At 36.9% G+C, this 19218-nt stretch carries 19 protein-coding genes; 2 read left to right on the forward strand and 17 right to left on the reverse strand.

Annotation, left to right across the window (positions count from 1 at the left end; translation table 11 throughout):
* Nucleotides 1-77: 77 nt before the first annotated feature.
* From AC4CU3_RS16590 to AC4CU3_RS16620, 7 genes are read right to left on the reverse strand one after another with little or no spacing between them, the layout of a single operon-like run.
* On the reverse strand, nt 78-737 hold the full coding sequence (locus AC4CU3_RS16590; protein WP_058869503.1) for a methionine ABC transporter permease: 660 nt from the start codon (nt 735-737) through the stop codon (nt 78-80).
* Nucleotides 718-1788, reverse strand: coding sequence for an ATP-binding cassette domain-containing protein (locus AC4CU3_RS16595; RefSeq protein ID WP_279044164.1), 1071 nt, complete (start codon nt 1786-1788; stop codon nt 718-720). Before AC4CU3_RS16595 ends, AC4CU3_RS16590 begins: the two co-directional genes overlap by 20 nt.
* A gap of 11 nt (nt 1789-1799) precedes the next feature.
* The gene (locus AC4CU3_RS16600) at nt 1800-2636 is read right to left on the reverse strand and encodes a MetQ/NlpA family ABC transporter substrate-binding protein (RefSeq protein WP_058869505.1); all 837 of its coding nucleotides are present in this window, start codon (nt 2634-2636) and stop codon (nt 1800-1802) included.
* A 9-nt stretch (nt 2637-2645) separates the two neighbouring features.
* Nucleotides 2646-3488 (reverse strand): MetQ/NlpA family ABC transporter substrate-binding protein, encoded by an 843-nt coding sequence (locus AC4CU3_RS16605; protein ID WP_058869506.1) that lies wholly within the window; start codon nt 3486-3488, stop codon nt 2646-2648.
* A gap of 22 nt (nt 3489-3510) precedes the next feature.
* On the reverse strand, nt 3511-4929 hold the full coding sequence (locus AC4CU3_RS16610; protein ID WP_490738415.1) for an LLM class flavin-dependent oxidoreductase: 1419 nt from the start codon (nt 4927-4929) through the stop codon (nt 3511-3513).
* Nucleotides 4929-6152: an SfnB family sulfur acquisition oxidoreductase gene (locus AC4CU3_RS16615; protein ID WP_279044169.1), complete on the reverse strand. Its 1224-nt coding sequence runs from the start codon at nt 6150-6152 to the stop codon at nt 4929-4931. Before AC4CU3_RS16615 ends, AC4CU3_RS16610 begins: the two co-directional genes overlap by 1 nt.
* A gap of 10 nt (nt 6153-6162) precedes the next feature.
* Nucleotides 6163-7365 (reverse strand): SfnB family sulfur acquisition oxidoreductase, encoded by a 1203-nt coding sequence (locus AC4CU3_RS16620; protein ID WP_058869509.1) that lies wholly within the window; start codon nt 7363-7365, stop codon nt 6163-6165.
* Between the two features lie 380 nt (nt 7366-7745).
* Here AC4CU3_RS16620 and AC4CU3_RS16625 point away from each other — a divergent pair, with 380 nt between their 5' ends.
* On the forward strand, nt 7746-8510 hold the full coding sequence (locus AC4CU3_RS16625) for a glutathione S-transferase family protein (RefSeq protein WP_078426520.1): 765 nt from the start codon (nt 7746-7748) through the stop codon (nt 8508-8510).
* Nucleotides 8511-8597: 87 nt separating this feature from the next.
* Here AC4CU3_RS16625 and AC4CU3_RS16630 read toward each other — a convergent pair whose 3' ends face one another.
* On the reverse strand, nt 8598-9626 hold the full coding sequence (locus tag AC4CU3_RS16630) for an IS701 family transposase (protein ID WP_490737974.1): 1029 nt from the start codon (nt 9624-9626) through the stop codon (nt 8598-8600).
* A 263-nt stretch (nt 9627-9889) separates the two neighbouring features.
* Between AC4CU3_RS16630 and AC4CU3_RS16635 the strand changes: the two genes are divergently transcribed.
* On the forward strand, nt 9890-10360 hold the full coding sequence (locus AC4CU3_RS16635; RefSeq protein ID WP_178927989.1) for an Lrp/AsnC family transcriptional regulator: 471 nt from the start codon (nt 9890-9892) through the stop codon (nt 10358-10360).
* A 379-nt stretch (nt 10361-10739) separates the two neighbouring features.
* Here AC4CU3_RS16635 and AC4CU3_RS16640 read toward each other — a convergent pair whose 3' ends face one another.
* The 9 genes from AC4CU3_RS16640 to AC4CU3_RS16680 all read right to left on the reverse strand — a co-directional run bounded on the left by AC4CU3_RS16640 (nt 10740) and on the right by AC4CU3_RS16680 (nt 19214).
* Nucleotides 10740-11489 carry a YebC/PmpR family DNA-binding transcriptional regulator gene (locus tag AC4CU3_RS16640; protein WP_178927990.1) on the reverse strand — a complete coding sequence of 250 codons (750 nt, stop codon included), beginning with the start codon at nt 11487-11489 and terminating at the stop codon, nt 10740-10742.
* 353 nt (nt 11490-11842) lie between these two features.
* Nucleotides 11843-12975 (reverse strand): IS3 family transposase gene (locus AC4CU3_RS16645; RefSeq protein WP_223235881.1). Its coding sequence is split into 2 segments (ribosomal slippage): nt 11843-12723 and nt 12723-12975, totalling 1134 coding nucleotides; the frame shifts between segments, so codons are not numbered across the junction.
* A gap of 49 nt (nt 12976-13024) precedes the next feature.
* Entirely contained in the window at nt 13025-13609 is a 585-nt protein-coding gene (locus AC4CU3_RS16650) for a 1-acyl-sn-glycerol-3-phosphate acyltransferase (protein WP_490738416.1), read from the reverse strand.
* Between the two features lie 1388 nt (nt 13610-14997).
* The gene (locus AC4CU3_RS16655) at nt 14998-16038 is read right to left on the reverse strand and encodes an AAA family ATPase (RefSeq protein WP_279043747.1); all 1041 of its coding nucleotides are present in this window, start codon (nt 16036-16038) and stop codon (nt 14998-15000) included.
* Nucleotides 16025-16231, reverse strand: coding sequence for an AlpA family phage regulatory protein (locus tag AC4CU3_RS16660; protein WP_279043746.1), 207 nt, complete (start codon nt 16229-16231; stop codon nt 16025-16027). The genes AC4CU3_RS16655 and AC4CU3_RS16660 overlap by 14 nt, the downstream gene beginning before the upstream one ends.
* A gap of 188 nt (nt 16232-16419) precedes the next feature.
* Nucleotides 16420-17310, reverse strand: a complete 891-nt coding sequence (locus AC4CU3_RS16665; RefSeq protein WP_279043745.1) for a hypothetical protein — start codon at nt 17308-17310, stop codon at nt 16420-16422.
* A gap of 113 nt (nt 17311-17423) precedes the next feature.
* Nucleotides 17424-17981: a hypothetical protein gene (locus AC4CU3_RS16670; protein WP_279043744.1), complete on the reverse strand. Its 558-nt coding sequence runs from the start codon at nt 17979-17981 to the stop codon at nt 17424-17426.
* Between the two features lie 40 nt (nt 17982-18021).
* The gene (locus tag AC4CU3_RS16675; protein WP_279043743.1) at nt 18022-18735 is read right to left on the reverse strand and encodes a hypothetical protein; all 714 of its coding nucleotides are present in this window, start codon (nt 18733-18735) and stop codon (nt 18022-18024) included.
* 17 nt (nt 18736-18752) lie between these two features.
* Nucleotides 18753-19214, reverse strand: a complete 462-nt coding sequence (locus AC4CU3_RS16680) for a hypothetical protein (RefSeq protein ID WP_279043742.1) — start codon at nt 19212-19214, stop codon at nt 18753-18755.
* Nucleotides 19215-19218: the final 4 nt, after the last annotated feature.

Here is a 19218-nt window from a genome sequence, read left to right on the forward strand (position 1 = left end):
AACACCCTCCTTAGAAAAAGGAGGGGCTAAAAAACTTAAGTGGACAGTATAGTGCTCTACTTTATGTGGAGATGGGATTAAACTTTCCTCTTATCGAGTTGAGTTGCCAGATTGTCTCCAATCGCTTGCACACACATCACCAAAATCACGAGCACGACAATCACGGCCAACATGATCTGCATATCAAAACGCTGATAACCATAACGATAGGCGATATCACCTAAACCTCCAGCACCAATTGCGCCTGCAATGGCAGAGGAGTTAATCATGGTCACAATGGTTACGGTAAAACCTGCGACAATTCCAGGAAGAGCTTCAGGTAACAATACATGCCAAATGATTTGAGTACGGTTACAGCCTATGGCTTGTGCAGCCTCAATCAACCCTTGATCCACTTCGCGTAAACTGACTTCTGCAATTCGTGCAAAAAAAGGTGTTGCAGCCAAGGTTAAAGGGACAACTGCTGCCCAAACACCATAACTGGTGCCTACAATCCAACGTGTGAGTGGAATCAGGGCCACCATCAAAATCAGGAAGGGAACGGAACGAGTGATATTCACTAACCAGCCTAAGCTATGGTTAATACTTTTAGAGGGATAAATGCCATGCTCAGAGGTGCTGACTAGAACCACTGCCATTGGAAGACCAATGAGCAAGGCAAAAAATGCGGATGCGCCGACCATGATTAAGGTATCGATGGTGCCTGTCAGTAATAAATCAATGAGTTGGTCGTGCATAGCCAAGTACCTCTACATGTGTCACATGCGCTTTTAGTTTTTGTAGTAGCGATTGAATTTCTAAGCCTAGTGTGGGGACAGCAATAACCAATGTTCCAATTAAATGGTTTTGGATGGTGTCGACCTGACTTTGATACAAATGCACAGTTTGTGGAAAGTGCTCCAAAATCTGTTTTAAGTCAGGAGGATGATGCGCATCTGACGTCGAGCGAATTTTGAAAATGGCATGTGTATCGAGCTGCGTAGGTTCAGCATTTAAACGAAAAGGCAAATCGAGTTGTTCTAGATTTAGTAGTTCTTGCGTAATGCCTTGTTGGGGGTGAGAGAACACCGACCAAACTTCGCCTGATTCCACAATTTCACCACCATCAATGACCACGACCTGATCGCAGATTTCCCGAATCACTTGCATTTCATGGGTAATCAATACAATGGTGATACCCAGCTTTTGATTAATCTCTTTGAGTAGGGACAACACTACAGAGGTGCTTTCTGGATCGAGCGCAGATGTCGCTTCATCACAGAGTAAAATTTCAGGATGGTGAACCAATGCACGGGCAATGCCCACGCGTTGCTTTTGACCACCAGACAGTTGTGATGAGTAATGCTGTGACTTATCGCTTAGCCCAACCAACTGTAAAACTTCATTGACACGTTGTTCGATGTTTTGTTTAGGATAATTGGCCGCTTTGAGGGGCAGTGCAACATATTCATAGACTGTTTTGGCAGACATTAAATTGAAATGCTGGAAAATCATACCAATGCGTTGGCGGAGCTGAATCAGCTCAGCGTGGTTCAATGCTGCCAAGTCTTGCTGATGAATATGGATATGACCTTCACTGATACTTTCTAAACCATTTAAGGTGCGGAGCAGGGAAGATTTACCTGCACCACTTTTGCCAATAATGCCAAACACTTTCCCTGTCGGGATGTCTAGGTCAATATTTTTGAGTGCATGTACAGTTTGACCTTGTACTGCATAATGTTTGTTTAAGTTACGAATTTTGATATGTGGAATTGAAAAATCCACATGAGAACCAAAGCTGACCATTCTTTTTCTCCTTATTTCCAGCCTTCAAACCACAGACCTTGGCCAAAATCACGGTCTAAAATTTCTTGAACGTGTTTTGAGTTTTGGAATGCTTGCACAAAGGTCGCAAGTTTCTGGTTTTGATCTGGATAGTCTTCACGTGTCACAAATAAAATGGCGTATTTCTTGTCTATAGGATCAAGAAAAAGGGCATGATGCGGATCTGTGACTTTGGCCATTTTTAAATAATGCGGGAAGCCAAAAATTAAATCGGCATCATTAAACGCATGAGCAGTTTGTGGGCCTTCTACTTCAATAAACTGAAGCTGTTTAGGATTGCTCACAATATCTTGTACAGTAGATAGTTCATTGTTGAGGTCTTTGAGCTGAATCAAACCTGCACGATGCAGTAAAATTAGAGCACGTGCCGAGTTTACAGGGTCATTGGGGATGACCACACGTGCTTGAGTTGGTAGTGAATCTAAGGACTTATATTTTTTTGAATACAGTCCGACATGACTTCCTGTTCCTGTGGCGAATGCATGCAGATCATAATTTGTTTCGCGAATCGCATTGCGTAGAAAGACACTTTGTTGAAAAAAATTGGCATCAATGTCACCATTTTGCACAGCAACATTTGGCGCATGCCAGTCAGAGAATTCAACCAGTTTGACTTGAATGCCTTGCTTTTTTACATCATCTGCCACGCTTTGCAGCAGTTCGGCATAAGGTGGGCTAATACCAATCGTTAAGACATCATCTTGCGCATGGCTTTTGCTATAGCGGTAACCCGCTAGAGAAAAAAATGCCACGATGATGCTTAAGCCAATCAGCCATTTTTTTCGATTTTGAATGAAAGATTGCGTCATTGCTTATACTCACTTCCAACCAGGGAACCAAAGTTTTTCACCAATTTCACTATTCAAAGTCTGTTTAACTTTGTCAGATGTTTGATAAATCTTGATGAACTTTTCAAGTTGTGCCGCTTTCTCTGGATGTTGCTGTTGGTAGTCGTCACGCACCACAAATAAAATCGAATACAGGGTATTGGTGTTGTCATCTAAGATCAGTGCATCATTTGGGTCGATGGTTTTTGCAAGACGTAAATAATGTGGATAGCTAAAGACCAAGTCAGCATCATCAACGGCACGCGCAGTTTGTGGACCTTCAACTTCAATAAACTGGAGCTTTTTAGGATTGCTGACAATATCTTGCAGGTTGGATAGGTGATTGTTTGGATCTTTTAAGCTAATCAATTTAGCCTGTTGTAACAGTAAAAGCGCACGACCTTGATTTACTGGATCATTTGGAATAACTGTACGTGCATTTTCAGGAATCGCAGCAATCGAGTCATATTTTTTTGAATATAAACCGACGTGTGTGGTGACGCCTTTATCCAGTGCTTTGAGTTTAAATTGGGTTTCTTTGATGGCGTTATCTAAGAAGGGCTGATGCTGAAAATAGTTGGCATCAATATCACCATGGTTGAGCGTGATATTGGGGGTATTCCAATCCGAAAACTCGACCAGTTTGACGTTGATGCCTTGCTGTTTTGCTTCTTCCACAGCCACCTTTAACGGATTGGCAAAGGGTGGGCTGATCCCAATCACCAGTTCAGTGTTGCTCGATTTTTTATGATAAGACCACGCCACCAGTGCAATGACGATGGCGGCGACAATTACCCCAATAACGGTAAATTTTGTTTTTGCAGTTTGAGCCATGATATTTCTCGTATTTTAAAATTTATGCGGTTTGTTTTTGCTGTGTTTTAGGATGAGAGCTCGAGCTTTGACATCGATACTGCTGTACTGGGTGGTCTGCGGCCAGTCGGTCACCTTGAGCGAATAATTTGTGGCGTAAACTACCTGTTTCATAGGCGGTTTTATAACGTCCACGCTCTTGTAATTCTGGGATGACCCAACGAATAAAGTCTTGATGTGACTCTGGGGCAACGGTTCGTGTGAGATTAAAGCCGTCTACGCCAGTTTCATCTAAGAGCTGAATGAGTTTCTCTGCTACAGTTTTTCCACTCCCGACGATCAGTGGATAGCGTCCACCGAGTACATGCTGGGCTTTCAAATCAGCTCGCGTAACTTTTTGCTCTTTAAATTTGTGATTGACCGAGGCAATGCTATTGGTTTGTTTGTAAGGAATCGCTTCATCATCTGTGAACTGTGCCAAGTCAATTCCGACTGAACTTGAAAAATGCGCCAAACCAGCTTCTGGACTGGCATAGCGAATATATTCGGCGAGTTTTTCTTGTGCGAGTTCATCCGTTTCTGCAGTCACTACACTAATGCCGACAAAGAGTTTAATGGCTTGCTCATCACGACCATGGCTTAATGCAAGCGCACGAATCTTATCGACTTGCTGTTTCAGTTTTTCAGGCGTGTCAGCACCAATAAACATGGCTTCAGCATGCTGAGTTGCGAAAGCTAAGCCTTTACTTGAAGCGCCCGCTTGATAAAGTATAGGCGTCCGCTGAATAGATGGAGAAACTTGAAAAACGCCCTGGCTTTGGAAAAATTTGCCTTGATGCTGTATGGCGTGAACTTTTGAAGGGTCGGTAAAGACACGGTTTAACTTATCTTTTTGGACGGCATCGTCTTCCCAAGAACCTTCCCAAAATTTATAGCAAAGTTCGAGAAACTCTTCAGCTTGCTCATAACGTAAGTCGTGATCTTTTAAACCTTTTTGACCAATTAATCGTTCTGCGCTGTCTAAGTAGCCCGTGACAATGTTCCAACCAATACGACCGTGGGTTAAATGGTCAAGGCTTGCAAAGCGCCGTGCAAACTGATAAGGCGACTCATAGCTCAAGTTCACAGTGACGCCAAACCCTAAGTGCTGTGTAACGGCAGCCATTGCAGAAACGAGTGTACTTGGGTCATGGCTTGGAAGTTGAATTGACTCTTTTAGGGTTAAATCCAGACCATTTTGATAAACATCGTAGACACCCGTAATGTCGGCGATAAACAAACCATCAAATAAACCTTGCTCTAAAGTTTGCGCCAAATCGGTCCAATAGCTGAGCTCATTAAAACGATGCGACTCATCGCGTGGGTGTGTCCACAAACCATGATTGATATGACCTACGCTATTCATATCAAAGGCATTCAGGATGATTTGTTTCGTGTTTTTATTTTGAGATGATAGTGTCATTACAATGTCCCTCTGCGTGGCGGAAGTACACCGTTAAGAAGATAATTGGCAATGAAGTAATATTTCCAACGTGACGCATCATGTAGCGTGTGAACACGGGCATTACGCCAAAAACGGTCTAGGCCATCTTCACGCTGACTACCACGACTGCCTGCCAGTTCAATCAATTTCGAAGCGGTTTTTAATGCGGTTTCTGTGCTATGTGCACGAACTTTCGCTACATCGAGAGAAGCTTTTGCAATGTTCTCTATGGTTGGTTGGGGACGTGCTGCATCGATTGAACGAGCCGCTTGTTTGAGTAGGACTTCACTGGCACGCACATCGGCAACCACGCGTCCTAGTTCAAACTGTGTTAAAGGGTCATCAGTTGCCTGTTCAACAGCAGAGTCAATCCATGGCCGAGCCTGACGCACACGAACCAGTGTTTCCTCAAAAGCAGCACGCGCGATACCCGTTTCAATTGCAGCATGCATAATTTGCGCAAAAGGCCCAACCAGAGTCGGTCTAGAAAAAGCGGTATCGAAAAGAACAATATCTTCTGCATCTACAGCAACATGATTGAATTTGACTGTACCGCTGCCTGTGGTGCGTTGACCAAAACCAGACCAATCATCTATCAGTTCGAGTCCTTGGCTACTCCGTGGGATAAAGACAAGAAACTCTTTGTCATCGGCATCTTTGACTAAAGTGGGGATGCGGTCTGCAAACAGACTGCCTGTGCAATAAAACTTTTCACCATTGACCACATAGCCTTGTTCAGTTTGGCTGAGTGCAGTTTGTTTTTGTGTTGCGTTTTTAGTTTTAAACTCTGCCAAGGCATTACCAAAACGTGCACCTTTTAGCACTTCTGCATAGAGTTTACGCTTTTGTTGTTCAGTGCCGTTGTTACGTAAAACCTCTAAGGCATAGAAATGGTTCTGGGGAATTTGTCCAATCGAACCATCTACGCCACTCATTAGTGCGATAATTTGCGCGACCGTATAGCTTGAAACATCTGCACCTCCGAATTCCTTCGGTACAGTAATCGCCCAGAGCCCAGATTGGCTATAGGCTTCAATTTCCTCAAAAGGCAAAATTCGTTCAGCATCGCGTTGGATAGCCTGCTGTTTAAACTCCTCAGCCAAATTTTTGGCAATTTCTAAGGCTTCAGCATCACTTTGAATAATATGTGCATACGCCGTGTCTTGGGATTGAAGAGGAAGAATGGGTTGAAATGAAGTCATGATGCTCTCCTTAAATCCAAGCGTGGCGGGCAGGGAAAGTATTATTTAAATAGTAGTTACCCAGTGCATGCAGCTTCCAGCGGATCGGGTCGTGTAAGGTATGTACGCGTGCATTGCGCCAATGTTGATCTAAGTTATGTTGGCTTAGGCTCGAACGACTCCCACCAAGCTCTAGGAGTTTTTCAGAAATTTGTAGTGCAGCATCATTGGCATAGACCTTGGCTTCGGCGACTAAAATGGAGGCTTGAGCTGCTTGTTCCGCACTGACAACGCTCAGTTGGTCAAGTTCATCTAAATATTCGGCTGCTTCGTCGAGCAGTAGGATAGCGGCATCCAGCAGCACTGCAGATTTGCCGACTTCTTGTAAGGTGTAATGTTCAAAACTGGCTTTCTCAACCTGCGCATCGACAATCGGTCGGGCTTTTTTAACCGCTGACAATGTGTCTTCAAACGCAGCTTCTGCAATACCCACATCAATCGCGACTTGCATTAGCTGAGAGAAGGCACCGCGATAAGTAACGTCCTCAGCTAGTTTCCGCTCATCAAAGATAAGGAGTGGATCGACTTCAACCCGTTGTAATTTTACTGTGCCACTTGAGGTTGTACGCTGACCAAAACCGTTCCAGTTATCAATGACTTCGACACCTTGTGCTGTGACATCAATAAGCGTCAGTACCACATAACCTTCAGGGTGAATGGCTTTAATGGCTAACCAATGGGCAAAGCTACTGCCTGTAGAATAGAACTTTTCACCATCGACATAGTAACGACCATTTTCAATGCTTAATGTCGTATTTAATGTTTTAGTGTCTTTGGTATTTCGTTCGGGGCCACCATTGGCAAGGCGTTTGCCGTTTAATATTTCATTAAAAATAAACTGTTTTTGTTGTTCGCTACCTAAAATATCAATCATGTTGAGTAGCGCAATTTGGTTTTGTGGAATTTGACCGACACTTGAGTCGGCTTTATTAATAATGCGAAAAACCTGAGCTAAAGTTTTATTGGAAACAAATGCGCCTCCAAAAGCTTGAGGAATACGAATACCGCCTAAGCCTTTTTTGCTGAATAATTCGATTTCAGCAAATGGAAGCTGACGGTTCTGATCACGTTGATCTCGACCTTCTAAGGCAAAGTCAGCGACATGATAGGCTGCATTAATCGCATCCTGATCATTTTGTATCACGTGAATATTTTTAGAGAGAGTATGAGACATAAAAGCACCTTTACTTAATCTCTATACGCTACTTGGGATTGTTTGAATGATTAAATGAAGGATTTTGAATTGCTTAGCAGCTAAAAAGTTAAAAATAAAATGTGCTAAGTTTAATCATTTGATGAATATTCTAAATATTTGAAAAATATAAAATATGTATTTTAGTTACAGTCTAAGCAAGGTCGTTAAATTTTTACTTATTCAGATTTGAGATATTGTAGAGAAAAATACGTATAAATTTGATAAAGGCTGTTGAACATTTTCTGGGCAGTTTTGGGTAAAAAGTACATTGTAAATCTTAAATACAGTGACTAAAGTATCCAACTGAAATAGATGGCTTTGCTAAAAAGCCAAAATAGAAAAATAAGTGTGGAGCATTTATGAGAACTTTATACCAGTTTCCTTTATCTCATTTTTGTGAGAAAGCTCGCTGGTTGCTCGATCATAAAGAGCTAGATTTTGTCGCGCAAAATGTAGTGCCTGGGGTTCATCGGGCGTTTGCGCAGTTAAAGACAGGGCAGAATAAATTGCCTATTTTACGTGATCAAGACAAATGGGTCGCAGATACCACCGAGATTGCGTTATATCTGGATGAGCGTTATCCAGAACATCGACTGTTACGTAATGAAGCACAGCTTCGTAAAGAGGCTTTAGATGTTAATGCTCTAGCCAATGATTTAGGGCTACACGTTCGCCGTTGGGGGTTGGCACATGCTTTATCCGATAATGACCAATCGCTACAAATTATGTTGGGTGAAAAGGGCTATTTACGTAAATTTGAAAAATACACCAAACCGTTAATGAAAACTTTGATGTCAAAAGGTTATGAGTTGAATGCAGAGAAAATAGAGCATTCCAAAGCCGAAATGCAGCGTTTAATTGAAGTATTGAATGAGAAGTTAATTGCTAATCATGGACGTTACTTTGTCGGGGATCGTTTAGGTTTGGCGGATATTGCTGTGTGTTCGATGTTAGCACCTGTGCTGGAGATTAAAGGGACACCTTGGGAAAAAGACCATGAGGAAAGTCTATCTGAAGAATTTAGTGCTTATAAAACCTATTTAACCAATTTACCCTTGGGGCAGTATGTTTTAAGAGTCTATCAAACCGAGCGCAATGCTCGAGTCGACTGGCGCGGCGTTTAAAATAAGCTCAAGCCAAACTAGGCAAAGGTGTGATACAGACAGCCTTTGCCTTTCTTGTATTTTCAATATAATAGGACTTACGCACTATTACTTATAGATTCTCTGTGGTAGCAGATGATTTTTATCGAGAATAAAGTCATCAATGAAGTTTTTGATAATTGGTCTAAATAATTTCTTCTGCCAACGATATATATTTTCAAAGATCCGCTCAAACTGGTTCTTTTGTATCTCAACGTAGGCCATCAAGGCTGAAAAAATATGATTCAAAATCAGTTTAGATCGTCTTACTTGAAACTTTTCAATATGACAAACCTGTTTAATCACCCGGTGATATTGCTCTATTTTCCAATGACTTGAATGTAATTCATGAAAACCCTCAAAGGACAATAAATCATCTTCATCTTGATGCACAATATAAAACCTCTGCTGTTCTTTTAACTGAGTCTTAAATAATTGTACAAAGCCAAAATCTTTGAGCCAGACCACTTGACCCTGATGGAAATTCGGCAATAAACGCAGTTGAAACCATTGTCCTTTTTCTGGGGAAACCTTACGGTTACAGTCGATACCAAACATAAATCGAATACCATATTTTCTTATGGTTTTTAGATTTCCAGTCGATGAATACCAACTATCACCTGTAATAAATTGAATCTTTGCACCCCAACTGAGTACTTCACTTAACATATCCATAAAGTAATCATTCTTGGTTTTACTTTCAGATTTGTCATAAATTCGGAAATTAATTGGAATATTTTGACCATTTTGATCTGTCGCATACAAGGTAATGAGATTAATACCCTTGACGGATCGGTGGTGTTTGCCTGACCAAAAATAGCTAACCAAGTCCATATGCTGACTATACGGTTTATCTAAAACAGTATCATCAATACTGACTATAAGTTTATTATTATCAATATGTTGAATTGCTTCTTGATATAGGTCGTGAGGTGTGTAGTCTTCACGCTCTAGAAAGCGATTTACACTATCATGCGAGATGTTATAAGTCTCGGCAAGTTGTGTGCAGCTAATAGAGTTCGGTTCTGTCATGAGAAAGCCCATATAAATGGGTAGAGTACAAGTTGCTGTAGAAGCATGTTTAATTCGTCTGATCACAGATACTTTATAAAGTATTTTAATACTTTTTTGAATCCGTCAATGCGTAAGTCCTATATAATTATTTTGAGAAACTGAATAGAAATTTTCTCAGTCTATTTATAACTTTGTAAAAGATCATGGCACTCTTGGTCTGAAAAAGCTGATATCTTTTTATTAATCTGAAAATATATGAAAAAAATGCAAATAAGCTTTATCTTTCATTTGAAATGCTTAATATGAAATAAACACCTATAAACATAAGTTGTCATGAGAGTTAAATAATGGAATTAGATCGTTTTGATAAGCAAATTTTAGAAATTTTAAGTAATGAAGATATCAATCTAAACGAATTATCAGAGCGTATTAATTTATCGGTCAGTTCGGTGCATCGTCGTATTAAGCATCTGATTGATAATGCGATTATGACTAAAGTTAAGCGAGATATTAACTATCAAAAACTCGGGTTTAGTCTACATGTTTTACTCCAAGTATCTTTGAGTAAACATGATACCGACACTTTTTCCAAGTTTTTAGAAGAGCTAGAAAATATTCCTGAAGTGACCAATGCCTTTTTAGTGACAGGGCAGTCAGCAGATTTTATTGTTGAAGTTGTGGCAAGAGATATGGAAAACTATAGTGATATTTTACTCAAACGCATTGGTAAAATCGAACATGTAGTGGCACTCCACTCAAGCTTTGTGATTAAAGAATATAACGTTTTTAACTGTAGTGGTTTGTTGAGCAAAGTCTAAGTCACGCTGAACTTGTATGAGTCTAATGAGTAGTAGGTTTCCTACTTTCAAAAGTTTGCATATTATCAGCCATAATTTTAGCCCTAGTACCTGAAGAACACATGAGCTGTGTATGTTAGAGGTGCTACAGCAGGATGATGTTACTATTCAATTGGTCGTGAAAAACGCTCGGTGGTAAAGTTTTCTGATAGTTCGTGATTGTTTGTTGGAAAATCAAAAATTAGTGACGGCGTGTAACTAATTAAAGCAAGACAGCCAATATTTAATGATAGATGAATATCGATTTAAAAAAGCAAAATTTATTGAAAAGGTATTCAATCAGTCATAAAAAATGCGCTCTCAAAGTTATGTTTGAGCGCGCATTTAGATCAAGCAAAGATTAGGCGTCTAATTCTGCCAACACCGCATCAGAGAACTCAACGTTGGTATAAACGTTTTGTACATCATCTAAATCTTCCAGCATATCAATCATTTTCATAATTTTTTTGGCTTGATCGATATCGGTGATTTCGGCTTTAGTTGAAGGGCTCATGACCACTTCAGCATTGTCCGATTTTAAACCTGCAGCAGTTAAAGCATCTTGTACGTCACCAAAAGATTCAGGTGTAGTAATGACTAAGATTTCATTTTCATCCACTTCGATATCTTCAGCACCTGCTTCAAGGGCTACGTCCATGATTTGATCTTCTAAAGACACATCTTCAAAAGTGATCTCACCACGTTTTGTGAATAAGAAAGCAACTGAACCATTTGTGCCTAAGTTACCATCTGTTTTTGAGAAACAGTGACGGACATCTGGTACAGTACGGTTTAAGTTGTCAGTCATGGTTTCCACAATAACTGCAACACCACCAACACCATAACCTTCGTAAGTAATTTCTTTTAAATCATCGTTATCTTCGCCACCAGCACCACGTTGGATTGCACGGTTGATGACGTCACGTGTCATATTTACAGAAAGCGCTTTTTCTACAACTGCACGAAGACGTGGGTTGCTTGCAGCATCACCACCGCCAAGCTTTGCAGCAGTTGTTAATTCACGAATAAATTTGGTAAAAAGTTTACCACGGCTAGCATCTTGTTTTGCTTTACGATGCTTAATATTGGCCCACTTGGAATGACCCGCCATGCGAAATATGCTCCTTGTAGATTGGCTTTGTGCCTATCAAATTGTGCAAATTCTACCATAAGCACTTTTTTATGCGAAAGTAGGTGTTTTTCTGAAAATCGCCTGAACAAACAAAAAAAGAATTAAAATTGTTTGAAATAAATACAGTTATTTCAAATTTACCTTATAAAGAAAGTTCACTTTAAAAATTAACTGTTGGGAAATACCCACAGAGACCTAAAAGAATAACGTCTTCAGATTCTTTTAGGTTAATTAAACGATCTTATTGTGCAGCAGTTTTAGGTTCTGGAATAGAGGTGGTCCCACATGTTTGAACAACTAAAAGCTTATTTATAAGTGATACTCTGCTCTAGTTAAGCTACCTTATTTTGTTGTGGTAGCTGGTCATAGTAAAACTCATCTGGAGTCATTTTGTCCAGACTCGAATGAGGTCGTTTCAAATTATAAAATTCAAAATATGCGTTTAATTGCTTCTTCGCATCCAAAACATTGCTGTAGGCTTTGAGATACACCTCTTCATATTTAACGCTCCGCCATAATCGTTCAACCATCACATTATCAACCCATCGACCTTTACCATCCATACTGATTTGAATGCCATTTGATTTCAATACATCAATAAATGCATCACTGGTAAACTGACTGCCTTGGTCTGTATTAAATATTTCAGGTCGACCATATTTTTCAATAGCTTCATTTAATGTTTCTATGCAAAATGTAACCTCCATACTAATCGATACTCTATGCGCAAGTACCTTGCGGCTATGCCAATCAATCACAGCACATAAATAAACAAAGCCTTTTGCCATAGGGATATACGTTATATCCGTAGACCACACTTGATTACTGCGCTGAATAGCCAATCCTTTGAGCAGATATGGATATTTGCGGTGAGCTTGATTAGCCTGGCTTAAATTTGGTTTGCAATATAACGCATTAATGCCCATTTTCTTCATTAAAGTACGTGTATGACGTCGTCCTATATGATGTCCTTGACGATTCAACAAATCACGCATCATACGGCTACCTGCAAAAGGGTATTGCATATGTAACTCATCCATACAGCGCATCAGCTTCAGATCTGATGCACTCACAGGTTTTGGGCGATAGTAATAACAACCACGGGAGACTTTCAGCAGCTGAGCTTGCTTAGATACTGAAATCTGAAGTGAGTCATCGATTAACTTTTGTGGTTGAAGCGGCCCAGTTTCTTCAACACACCTTCTAAAAAATCAATTTCTAATGCCTGCTCACCGATTTTTGCATGTAGTTTTTTTAGATCGATGGGTGGTTCTGTTGGAGCTTTTGATTGATCGAAAGCTTGCGAGGAAGCTGAAATCAGTTGATTTTTCCAGTCGATAATTTGGTTTTGATGAACATCAAATTCAGCACTCAATTCAGCAAGTGTTTTTTCTGCTTTAATCGCAGCAAGTGCTACCTTAGCTTTAAAATCATTTGAATGATTTCTTCTTGGTCTACGTGCCATAAAATACTCCATATATTGATGTTTATAACATCATTTGGGGAGCAAAATATCACTTATAAGTGTTGTTCAAATTTCCTGATCCACCTCTAATCTCAATATCTAAACCAACATGCTCTTTATAAAGTGCTTTAATAAGCGCTAAGTCATGATCTAGATCTGTTGGGTAGATTTTTCCAAAAATACCGCCTTGCTTAGTTTTTGAATTCGCGTACATCAGTACAATAGGCACATTTGCTGCTTTAGCAATATGCCAAAACCCAGTACGAATAGGTTTGCGTACTTCACCTGTTTTGGCACGTGTTGCTTCTGGTGCAATCACTAAATTGAATTTTTTATTTTGGGTAAAGTGCTCAACCATTTGAGACACAATGTCTTTATTTGACTTGCGATCGACCGCGATGCCACCAATGGCTTCGAGTATGGGCTTCATTGGCCCTTTAAATAATTCTTTTTTAATCAGAGTATGGATTTTCATATCGTAGATTTGAAAAATCGCCAGTGACAAGACAGCATCCAACATAGAAGTATGTTCAAAACCAATAATGACTTGCTTATCTTCCAAAACGTTTGGTTGTACATGATATTTCCAGCCTGCGAGTTTAAACACAGACTCACCAATGAATTTTTTTAACATGAGCATAAAAATACAAGTGTTTTTTAAAGAGGGTAATGTCTGCTTGTTTACGCTTTGAGTCAAGTCCTACTTGATTGCACTTGCTACTTTTATGAATCGTTTTGAATCCTCATCAGTTGAACAAGGAGAGGGCAAGAATTGAATACTAAGATGTTTTAAATCTAATCAAATAGAAAATAAATATGCTGAAAATGAAAATACCACTATTCATAATCTAAATGACAGATTAGACTTTGGTCTAAGATTAAAGTGTGCATTTTCACACTTTAACTTTGGTTTAACAAAGCTCAGGATTGTTAAAATGGCTTATCTTTCGACTTTTTTATGGGCATTTGTCCTTTTCGGTTTGGTTGTTCTGTGGTCGGTTGTTGAATTTTTCATTGAGTTTCGTAAGAAAAAGGAAATCAGTATTTAGTGGTAATAATGGGCTTTGTTGCACAAAGATTTCATAACTATATGATTTTAAAAGTTTTGATTATTTTTTGATCCAAAATTAAATTTATTTAAATCAGATGCTTACATATTTATGCAACAAAGCCGTAATAATGTATAAATGCACTGATTTTTGATGCTAGCTATAAATAGCTTGATTGACTTAAAAATTTAATTTTCAATCATCTATAATCGTTAATAGCTCTTATTCTAAATGAGATACTTTGTTAGAGCATCATGTTTGGATGCTTAAAATTTATACTTACTAGTCATATATAGCGTGTTGGATGTTATGTTCACAGTTATTCAATGCTTAACTTAGCCATATTTTTGTGAGTAGTGAGGCTAAGTGATTACAGTATAGGTTTCTGTAGGAGGGTATAGAAACAATGGGGCACGATCAGTCATGATGGCTTGACTCATATCATTTGAATCTATAGCTGCAAGTTTAGGCAAAGAATTTGTTACAGTTATCATAGAAAATGCCTGAAAATAAGATTTGACAGGAAAATCTAAAGCAAAGATAAATTAGGTCGTGATTCTGAGAATGATGAAGATTAGAAAGGATTGCTTAAATGAAAATTTCGAATCTTTTTTTAAATAAGCAGAAACGACTAATACTTGAATTCAAAATGTTTATATAAAAATAGCCAATAAAAAACCACCTAGGATTAATGCACCTAAGTGGTTGTTTTATATGGTGGGCCCACACGTTACCATACTTCCATGTATAAGACTGAAATATAAATGATTTATTTTTAGAAGAATAAAGTGATACAAAGTCGGATACATAGAAAATTATATGTAATTTTTTGTAATATCTTGCCTTCAAAACCATGAATATCTTGAATAAGTTTTATAACTATCTGATATTTAAATATTTTAACTTAATCACACACAACACATGAATAAGTTAAAACCTTTTAAAATCAATAGTTTAATTAAATAAATTCAACTTATTCAGCAACTAACTTCCAAAACCATTCCTTTTTTTTGATAGATTCAATCTTACTTTCACCTTTTAAAAGTTTGATTGCTCTACGATATGTACTTTGACTTATATTGTTTGTATCAATAATAAATTTCTCAAGTTTTTTAGACTCTATTACTTCTTCTTGGCTCAAATAATCTAATATTAAAATTTGAGTACGAGAAATAGTAGAATCTTGCTCTATTACATTTCCTTTTGATTCATATTTTAGAAGTTCATCATAATCATTATCAAGATATTCATTCCATTTCGCACGAGTTGTATTAATATTTTCGTCAACTATAGCGTCTTCAATTTCATAGACAAATGCACCTTTTAATTTTGTAAGATTACTTTTTGCTCTCACTAAAATCTTTTTTCCATTAATTACCAAAATGACCCATACCATTCTTGCAAATGCAGTAAATGCTTGAGAACCAATAATCTTATCAACGGGAGAAATATTAGGTAAATTACTTTTAGAAAAATGTGTTATACCGACAATTGCACAATTATATTTTTTAGCAATTTCAATAAATATAGCTAAAGACTTCCGAACTTCATTTGATTTATGCATATCACCTGATATAACAGAAACTATTGGATCAATTATAATTAATTTAATATTTGAATCTTCAATTAAACACTCTTCTATTAATTTAAAATCTTGAGTAGGATCAAAATAATCTATTTTATCATCCTTTTTTTGAGTTCCGGTAATATAGTATATATTAGACGTATTCGCATCACATGCAGCTAATCTCGGATTCAGGGTTGTTTCAATATCATCTTCTGTTGAATAAATAATAACACTACACATCTGAGAATACATAGATTCAAAAGGTAGCACTTCACCATTAGAAACTTTCGCTGCAATATCCATCAATAAGGTTGTTTTACCAACACCAGCTGGCCCCGCAAGTAAAGTTAATTTACCTAATGGTAACCAATCTTTCCACAACCATTGTGTATTCTCATTTTTTACAGATTTCATTTGTAAAAGCTTAATCTTTTTACTTGCAGTCATTACTTTCCTCCAGCTGAGAATTCAAACTCAACACCCAATTTTTTATTTCATTTTCACGATAAAAAATGCGAGCTTGTTTTTTCTCTCCAAATTTTATTGGCTTTGGAAATGAAGAATCTTTTTGTTGCAAGTTATATAGCGTATTTCTACTAATTTTTAGAATACGGCAAACATCTTTAATTTTAATCAACATTTTATCATCTCACATTGTTAAGAGAACATTGTGAGAGATGCTGAAGGTGATGAACTTCATACATATGCATAACTCAATTCTGTTCTGAAATTGATATGCACATAATTGAACAAAGCTGGACATTCAGCACTGATACTAATGGGACTAAAAATTCAGGGCTAGACACCCTTGACAAAAATAAATAGATATTATAAGCACTTATTAGTCTTTATATATCCTATTTCTAGTTCATTATTTTGTCGTGTTATAAATTGCACTGTATAACCAGTATTTGATGGATGTGTATTAGCACATTTTATTATATTTCTTAGATTTCTATCATCAATTTGCAATTCAAATATGACATACACTAATTCTATTATTATTTTATTTGGAATTCTTTTTGAGTTTAAATTATTAAATATATTTATTAATTCTCTAACAAAATAATTCATATTTTTATTTTTTTCTTTTAAGTTAATACTTCTCTTATTTTCATAAATATTACAAATATCTTTGTAGTAATTTTCAAAGACCAATGATAAATTAACAAGTGATTTTATTTTTTCATCTAACACTGTATTCAATAAATCCTCCTCTTTTATTTCTAATTCATCAAGAGGAAACTCCTTAAAAATACAACCTAATGCATCAATTGATTTTTCATTAAACCACTGTTCAAAGTTAAAAATTTTTTTTGAGTTATTCAGAAAAACATTATAACTATCTTGAATTTTACTTAAATTTTCATTCATTAATTTTTCTTCTTTCGTCAAATTATCAATGAAATATTTTGAAGAATTGTTGTAAATAGTTAAGATTTTCACTAAATCAAATGTATTTAAATTGCTTTCTTTAAAATATGTAAAAAATATTGAATTACTAAGAATACGATGTACAAAGTCTAGATTGTTATCAATATTTATTAATTTTTTTACGTACATTTCATCAAAGTAGATTGACAAAATCTCAGGATAATCTTTGTAGTTTTTAATAAAATATTCTTTAATTTTATTACTATACTCAATATTTTTTTTATTATCTTGACTTGCATTTAACTTAGCCTCAGAAAACAATTCTTTAATTTTATTGTTTTTCATAATTATTCCAATTTTAAAAAGTCAAGATTAAGAAAAGTAAAAAATATTTTATATACAGAAGTAACACGCTAAATTAAATATACGTGTTACTGATATTAATTGTATTAGCTTTTTTAAAAAGCTGACCTCTGTTGCTGAGATTTTTGTTGAAATTGGCGCTTTTTTTCAACTTCAATTTCATTATTCATTTTTGAGTAGTTTGTTTTATCTTTGAACTGTAAAAAAGTTGTAGTATCAGGCCAGCCACGGTATGCCGTTATGCTCATTCCATTTTTGAAATTCCACGTATAACTTGCATCCCCAAGATTTGGGTTGCCTGACCGTTGACTTGGTTGTCCATACTTTGATGAAACTAAATTTGCAACTTCAAGAATTTTTCCTGAGTCCATAAATACTGGAAACTTGTATTCTGCAAATGCAAATTTTCCATTGGATGTATATCCAAAATTTAATTCTGTAGCACCTTGTAATACACCATTAGAATTGTATTTATCTATCCAATAGTTGTTATCTTCACGAATCACTTTAACATTGGTATTTTGCAATGCTGAGCGAATTTGATCTCGTGTTGCACCTTTTAGCTCTACATTGAATAATTGTGGTGCGGCCATTACTGACATTGAAGTCACTATAGAACCAACAATAAGACTATTACCCCATAATTGACGCATTAATTATTTCCTATTTTTAAAATGATTGATTGCAGTAATGCTATTGAGCACTAGTACTCTCAGGTTGGCTGTCATGGTCGGATAGCCCAGATTCAGTCATTTGAACATCATCAAGCGCATCTTTATGAACTGTATTTAGATTTTTTGATTTTGCAGAAGGTTGAGTCGATTCATCCCAATTCTTATCAAATTCTGCACGTTTTCGATTAAATTCAGCATCAAAATCAGCTCTTTTTTGTTCAAACTCAGCCTTAAAATCTGCACGTTCTTTTTCGAATTGAGCCTGTCTAACTTGCTGCTCTTCTAAAAATTGTAGAAATTTTTTATATATTGGAGTCGACTGTAATATTTCGGGATGTAAATCTATAATTTCTCGGGTTTGATCATAATGCTGTTTAGTCTGGGCATATTCTTCCTTAGGAATTTCAACCCATGACTCTGCTAATATATTCCTTTGGTTTGTTACATCATTACTCACAAACTCTTGAATAGATTTATAAAAATATTCTTCCCCATCACCACTTCGACTTTCATAACGGTATGCAAAACCATAATTATTATAAGTATTGCTGCTTTCAAATGAATTTACACTGGTTTGTTGTGCTGTAAATTTAGCGTTCGGATCATTATTCACGCTAGTTCTACTATGAGATGATGAGCTATCTCCCTCAACATTCGTCTGGTCATTTTTACTGCAACCACTTCCCAGTAAAAGAGTCAAAAAAACAATATGTAAAAAATTAGATTTAATCATGCTAGATTTTCCTTTTATTATTTTTTATTCATATTGGTCGAAACTGGGTAGGTTTTAACGCCAAGTTTTTTACGGTTTTCATTAAGGCCATTAATGTGTGATTGACTAATACCATTCAATGCTTCATTCACTGCCAACATTAATAGTTCTTCTTCTTTGTTGGTTGTTCGTTCTGGACTAGACCACATAGAAGAACTATATGTATTAGAAAGAACTGGCAAGTTTATATCTTCTACCGAAGCCATTACCACAGCAGTCGTTTGTCGTTCATTAATAGCTGAATAATGTCTTAAGTTAACGCTGGCATTGGCATTTTTTAAGCGTTGGCAAACAGCATCGTAATTATCAAACTCAAATTTAGTTCCCTGAATAATTGCGGTTAATTGAGCAGCACTAGTATATGTAATAGAACATTTCGATGCCGCAAAAGCACTCGTTCCAACAGCACTTAATAAACTAAGTAATAGTAATTTTTTCATCAGA

Source organism: Acinetobacter sp. 802_lipA, from assembly GCF_058242885.1.

Excerpts from the sequence above, each read along its gene's own strand:
- AC4CU3_RS16590 (WP_058869503.1), bottom strand. The coding sequence starts at position 737 with ATGCACGACCAACTCATTGATTTATTACTGACAGGCACCATCGATACC.
- AC4CU3_RS16595 (WP_279044164.1), bottom strand. The coding sequence starts at position 1,788 with ATGGTCAGCTTTGGTTCTCATGTGGATTTTTCAATTCCACATATCAAA.
- AC4CU3_RS16600 (WP_058869505.1), bottom strand. The coding sequence starts at position 2,636 with ATGACGCAATCTTTCATTCAAAATCGAAAAAAATGGCTGATTGGCTTA.
- AC4CU3_RS16605 (WP_058869506.1), bottom strand. The coding sequence starts at position 3,488 with ATGGCTCAAACTGCAAAAACAAAATTTACCGTTATTGGGGTAATTGTC.
- AC4CU3_RS16610 (WP_490738415.1), bottom strand. The coding sequence starts at position 4,929 with ATGACACTATCATCTCAAAATAAAAACACGAAACAAATCATCCTGAAT.
- AC4CU3_RS16615 (WP_279044169.1), bottom strand. The coding sequence starts at position 6,152 with ATGACTTCATTTCAACCCATTCTTCCTCTTCAATCCCAAGACACGGCG.
- AC4CU3_RS16620 (WP_058869509.1), bottom strand. The coding sequence starts at position 7,365 with ATGTCTCATACTCTCTCTAAAAATATTCACGTGATACAAAATGATCAG.
- AC4CU3_RS16625 (WP_078426520.1), top strand. The coding sequence starts at position 7,746 with ATGAGAACTTTATACCAGTTTCCTTTATCTCATTTTTGTGAGAAAGCT.
- AC4CU3_RS16635 (WP_178927989.1), top strand. The coding sequence starts at position 9,890 with ATGGAATTAGATCGTTTTGATAAGCAAATTTTAGAAATTTTAAGTAAT.
- AC4CU3_RS16640 (WP_178927990.1), bottom strand. The coding sequence starts at position 11,489 with ATGGCGGGTCATTCCAAGTGGGCCAATATTAAGCATCGTAAAGCAAAA.
- AC4CU3_RS16650 (WP_490738416.1), bottom strand. The coding sequence starts at position 13,609 with ATGTTAAAAAAATTCATTGGTGAGTCTGTGTTTAAACTCGCAGGCTGG.
- AC4CU3_RS16655 (WP_279043747.1), bottom strand. The coding sequence starts at position 16,038 with ATGACTGCAAGTAAAAAGATTAAGCTTTTACAAATGAAATCTGTAAAA.
- AC4CU3_RS16660 (WP_279043746.1), bottom strand. The coding sequence starts at position 16,231 with ATGTTGATTAAAATTAAAGATGTTTGCCGTATTCTAAAAATTAGTAGA.
- AC4CU3_RS16665 (WP_279043745.1), bottom strand. The coding sequence starts at position 17,310 with ATGAAAAACAATAAAATTAAAGAATTGTTTTCTGAGGCTAAGTTAAAT.
- AC4CU3_RS16670 (WP_279043744.1), bottom strand. The coding sequence starts at position 17,981 with ATGCGTCAATTATGGGGTAATAGTCTTATTGTTGGTTCTATAGTGACT.
- AC4CU3_RS16675 (WP_279043743.1), bottom strand. The coding sequence starts at position 18,735 with ATGATTAAATCTAATTTTTTACATATTGTTTTTTTGACTCTTTTACTG.
- AC4CU3_RS16680 (WP_279043742.1), bottom strand. The coding sequence starts at position 19,214 with ATGAAAAAATTACTATTACTTAGTTTATTAAGTGCTGTTGGAACGAGT.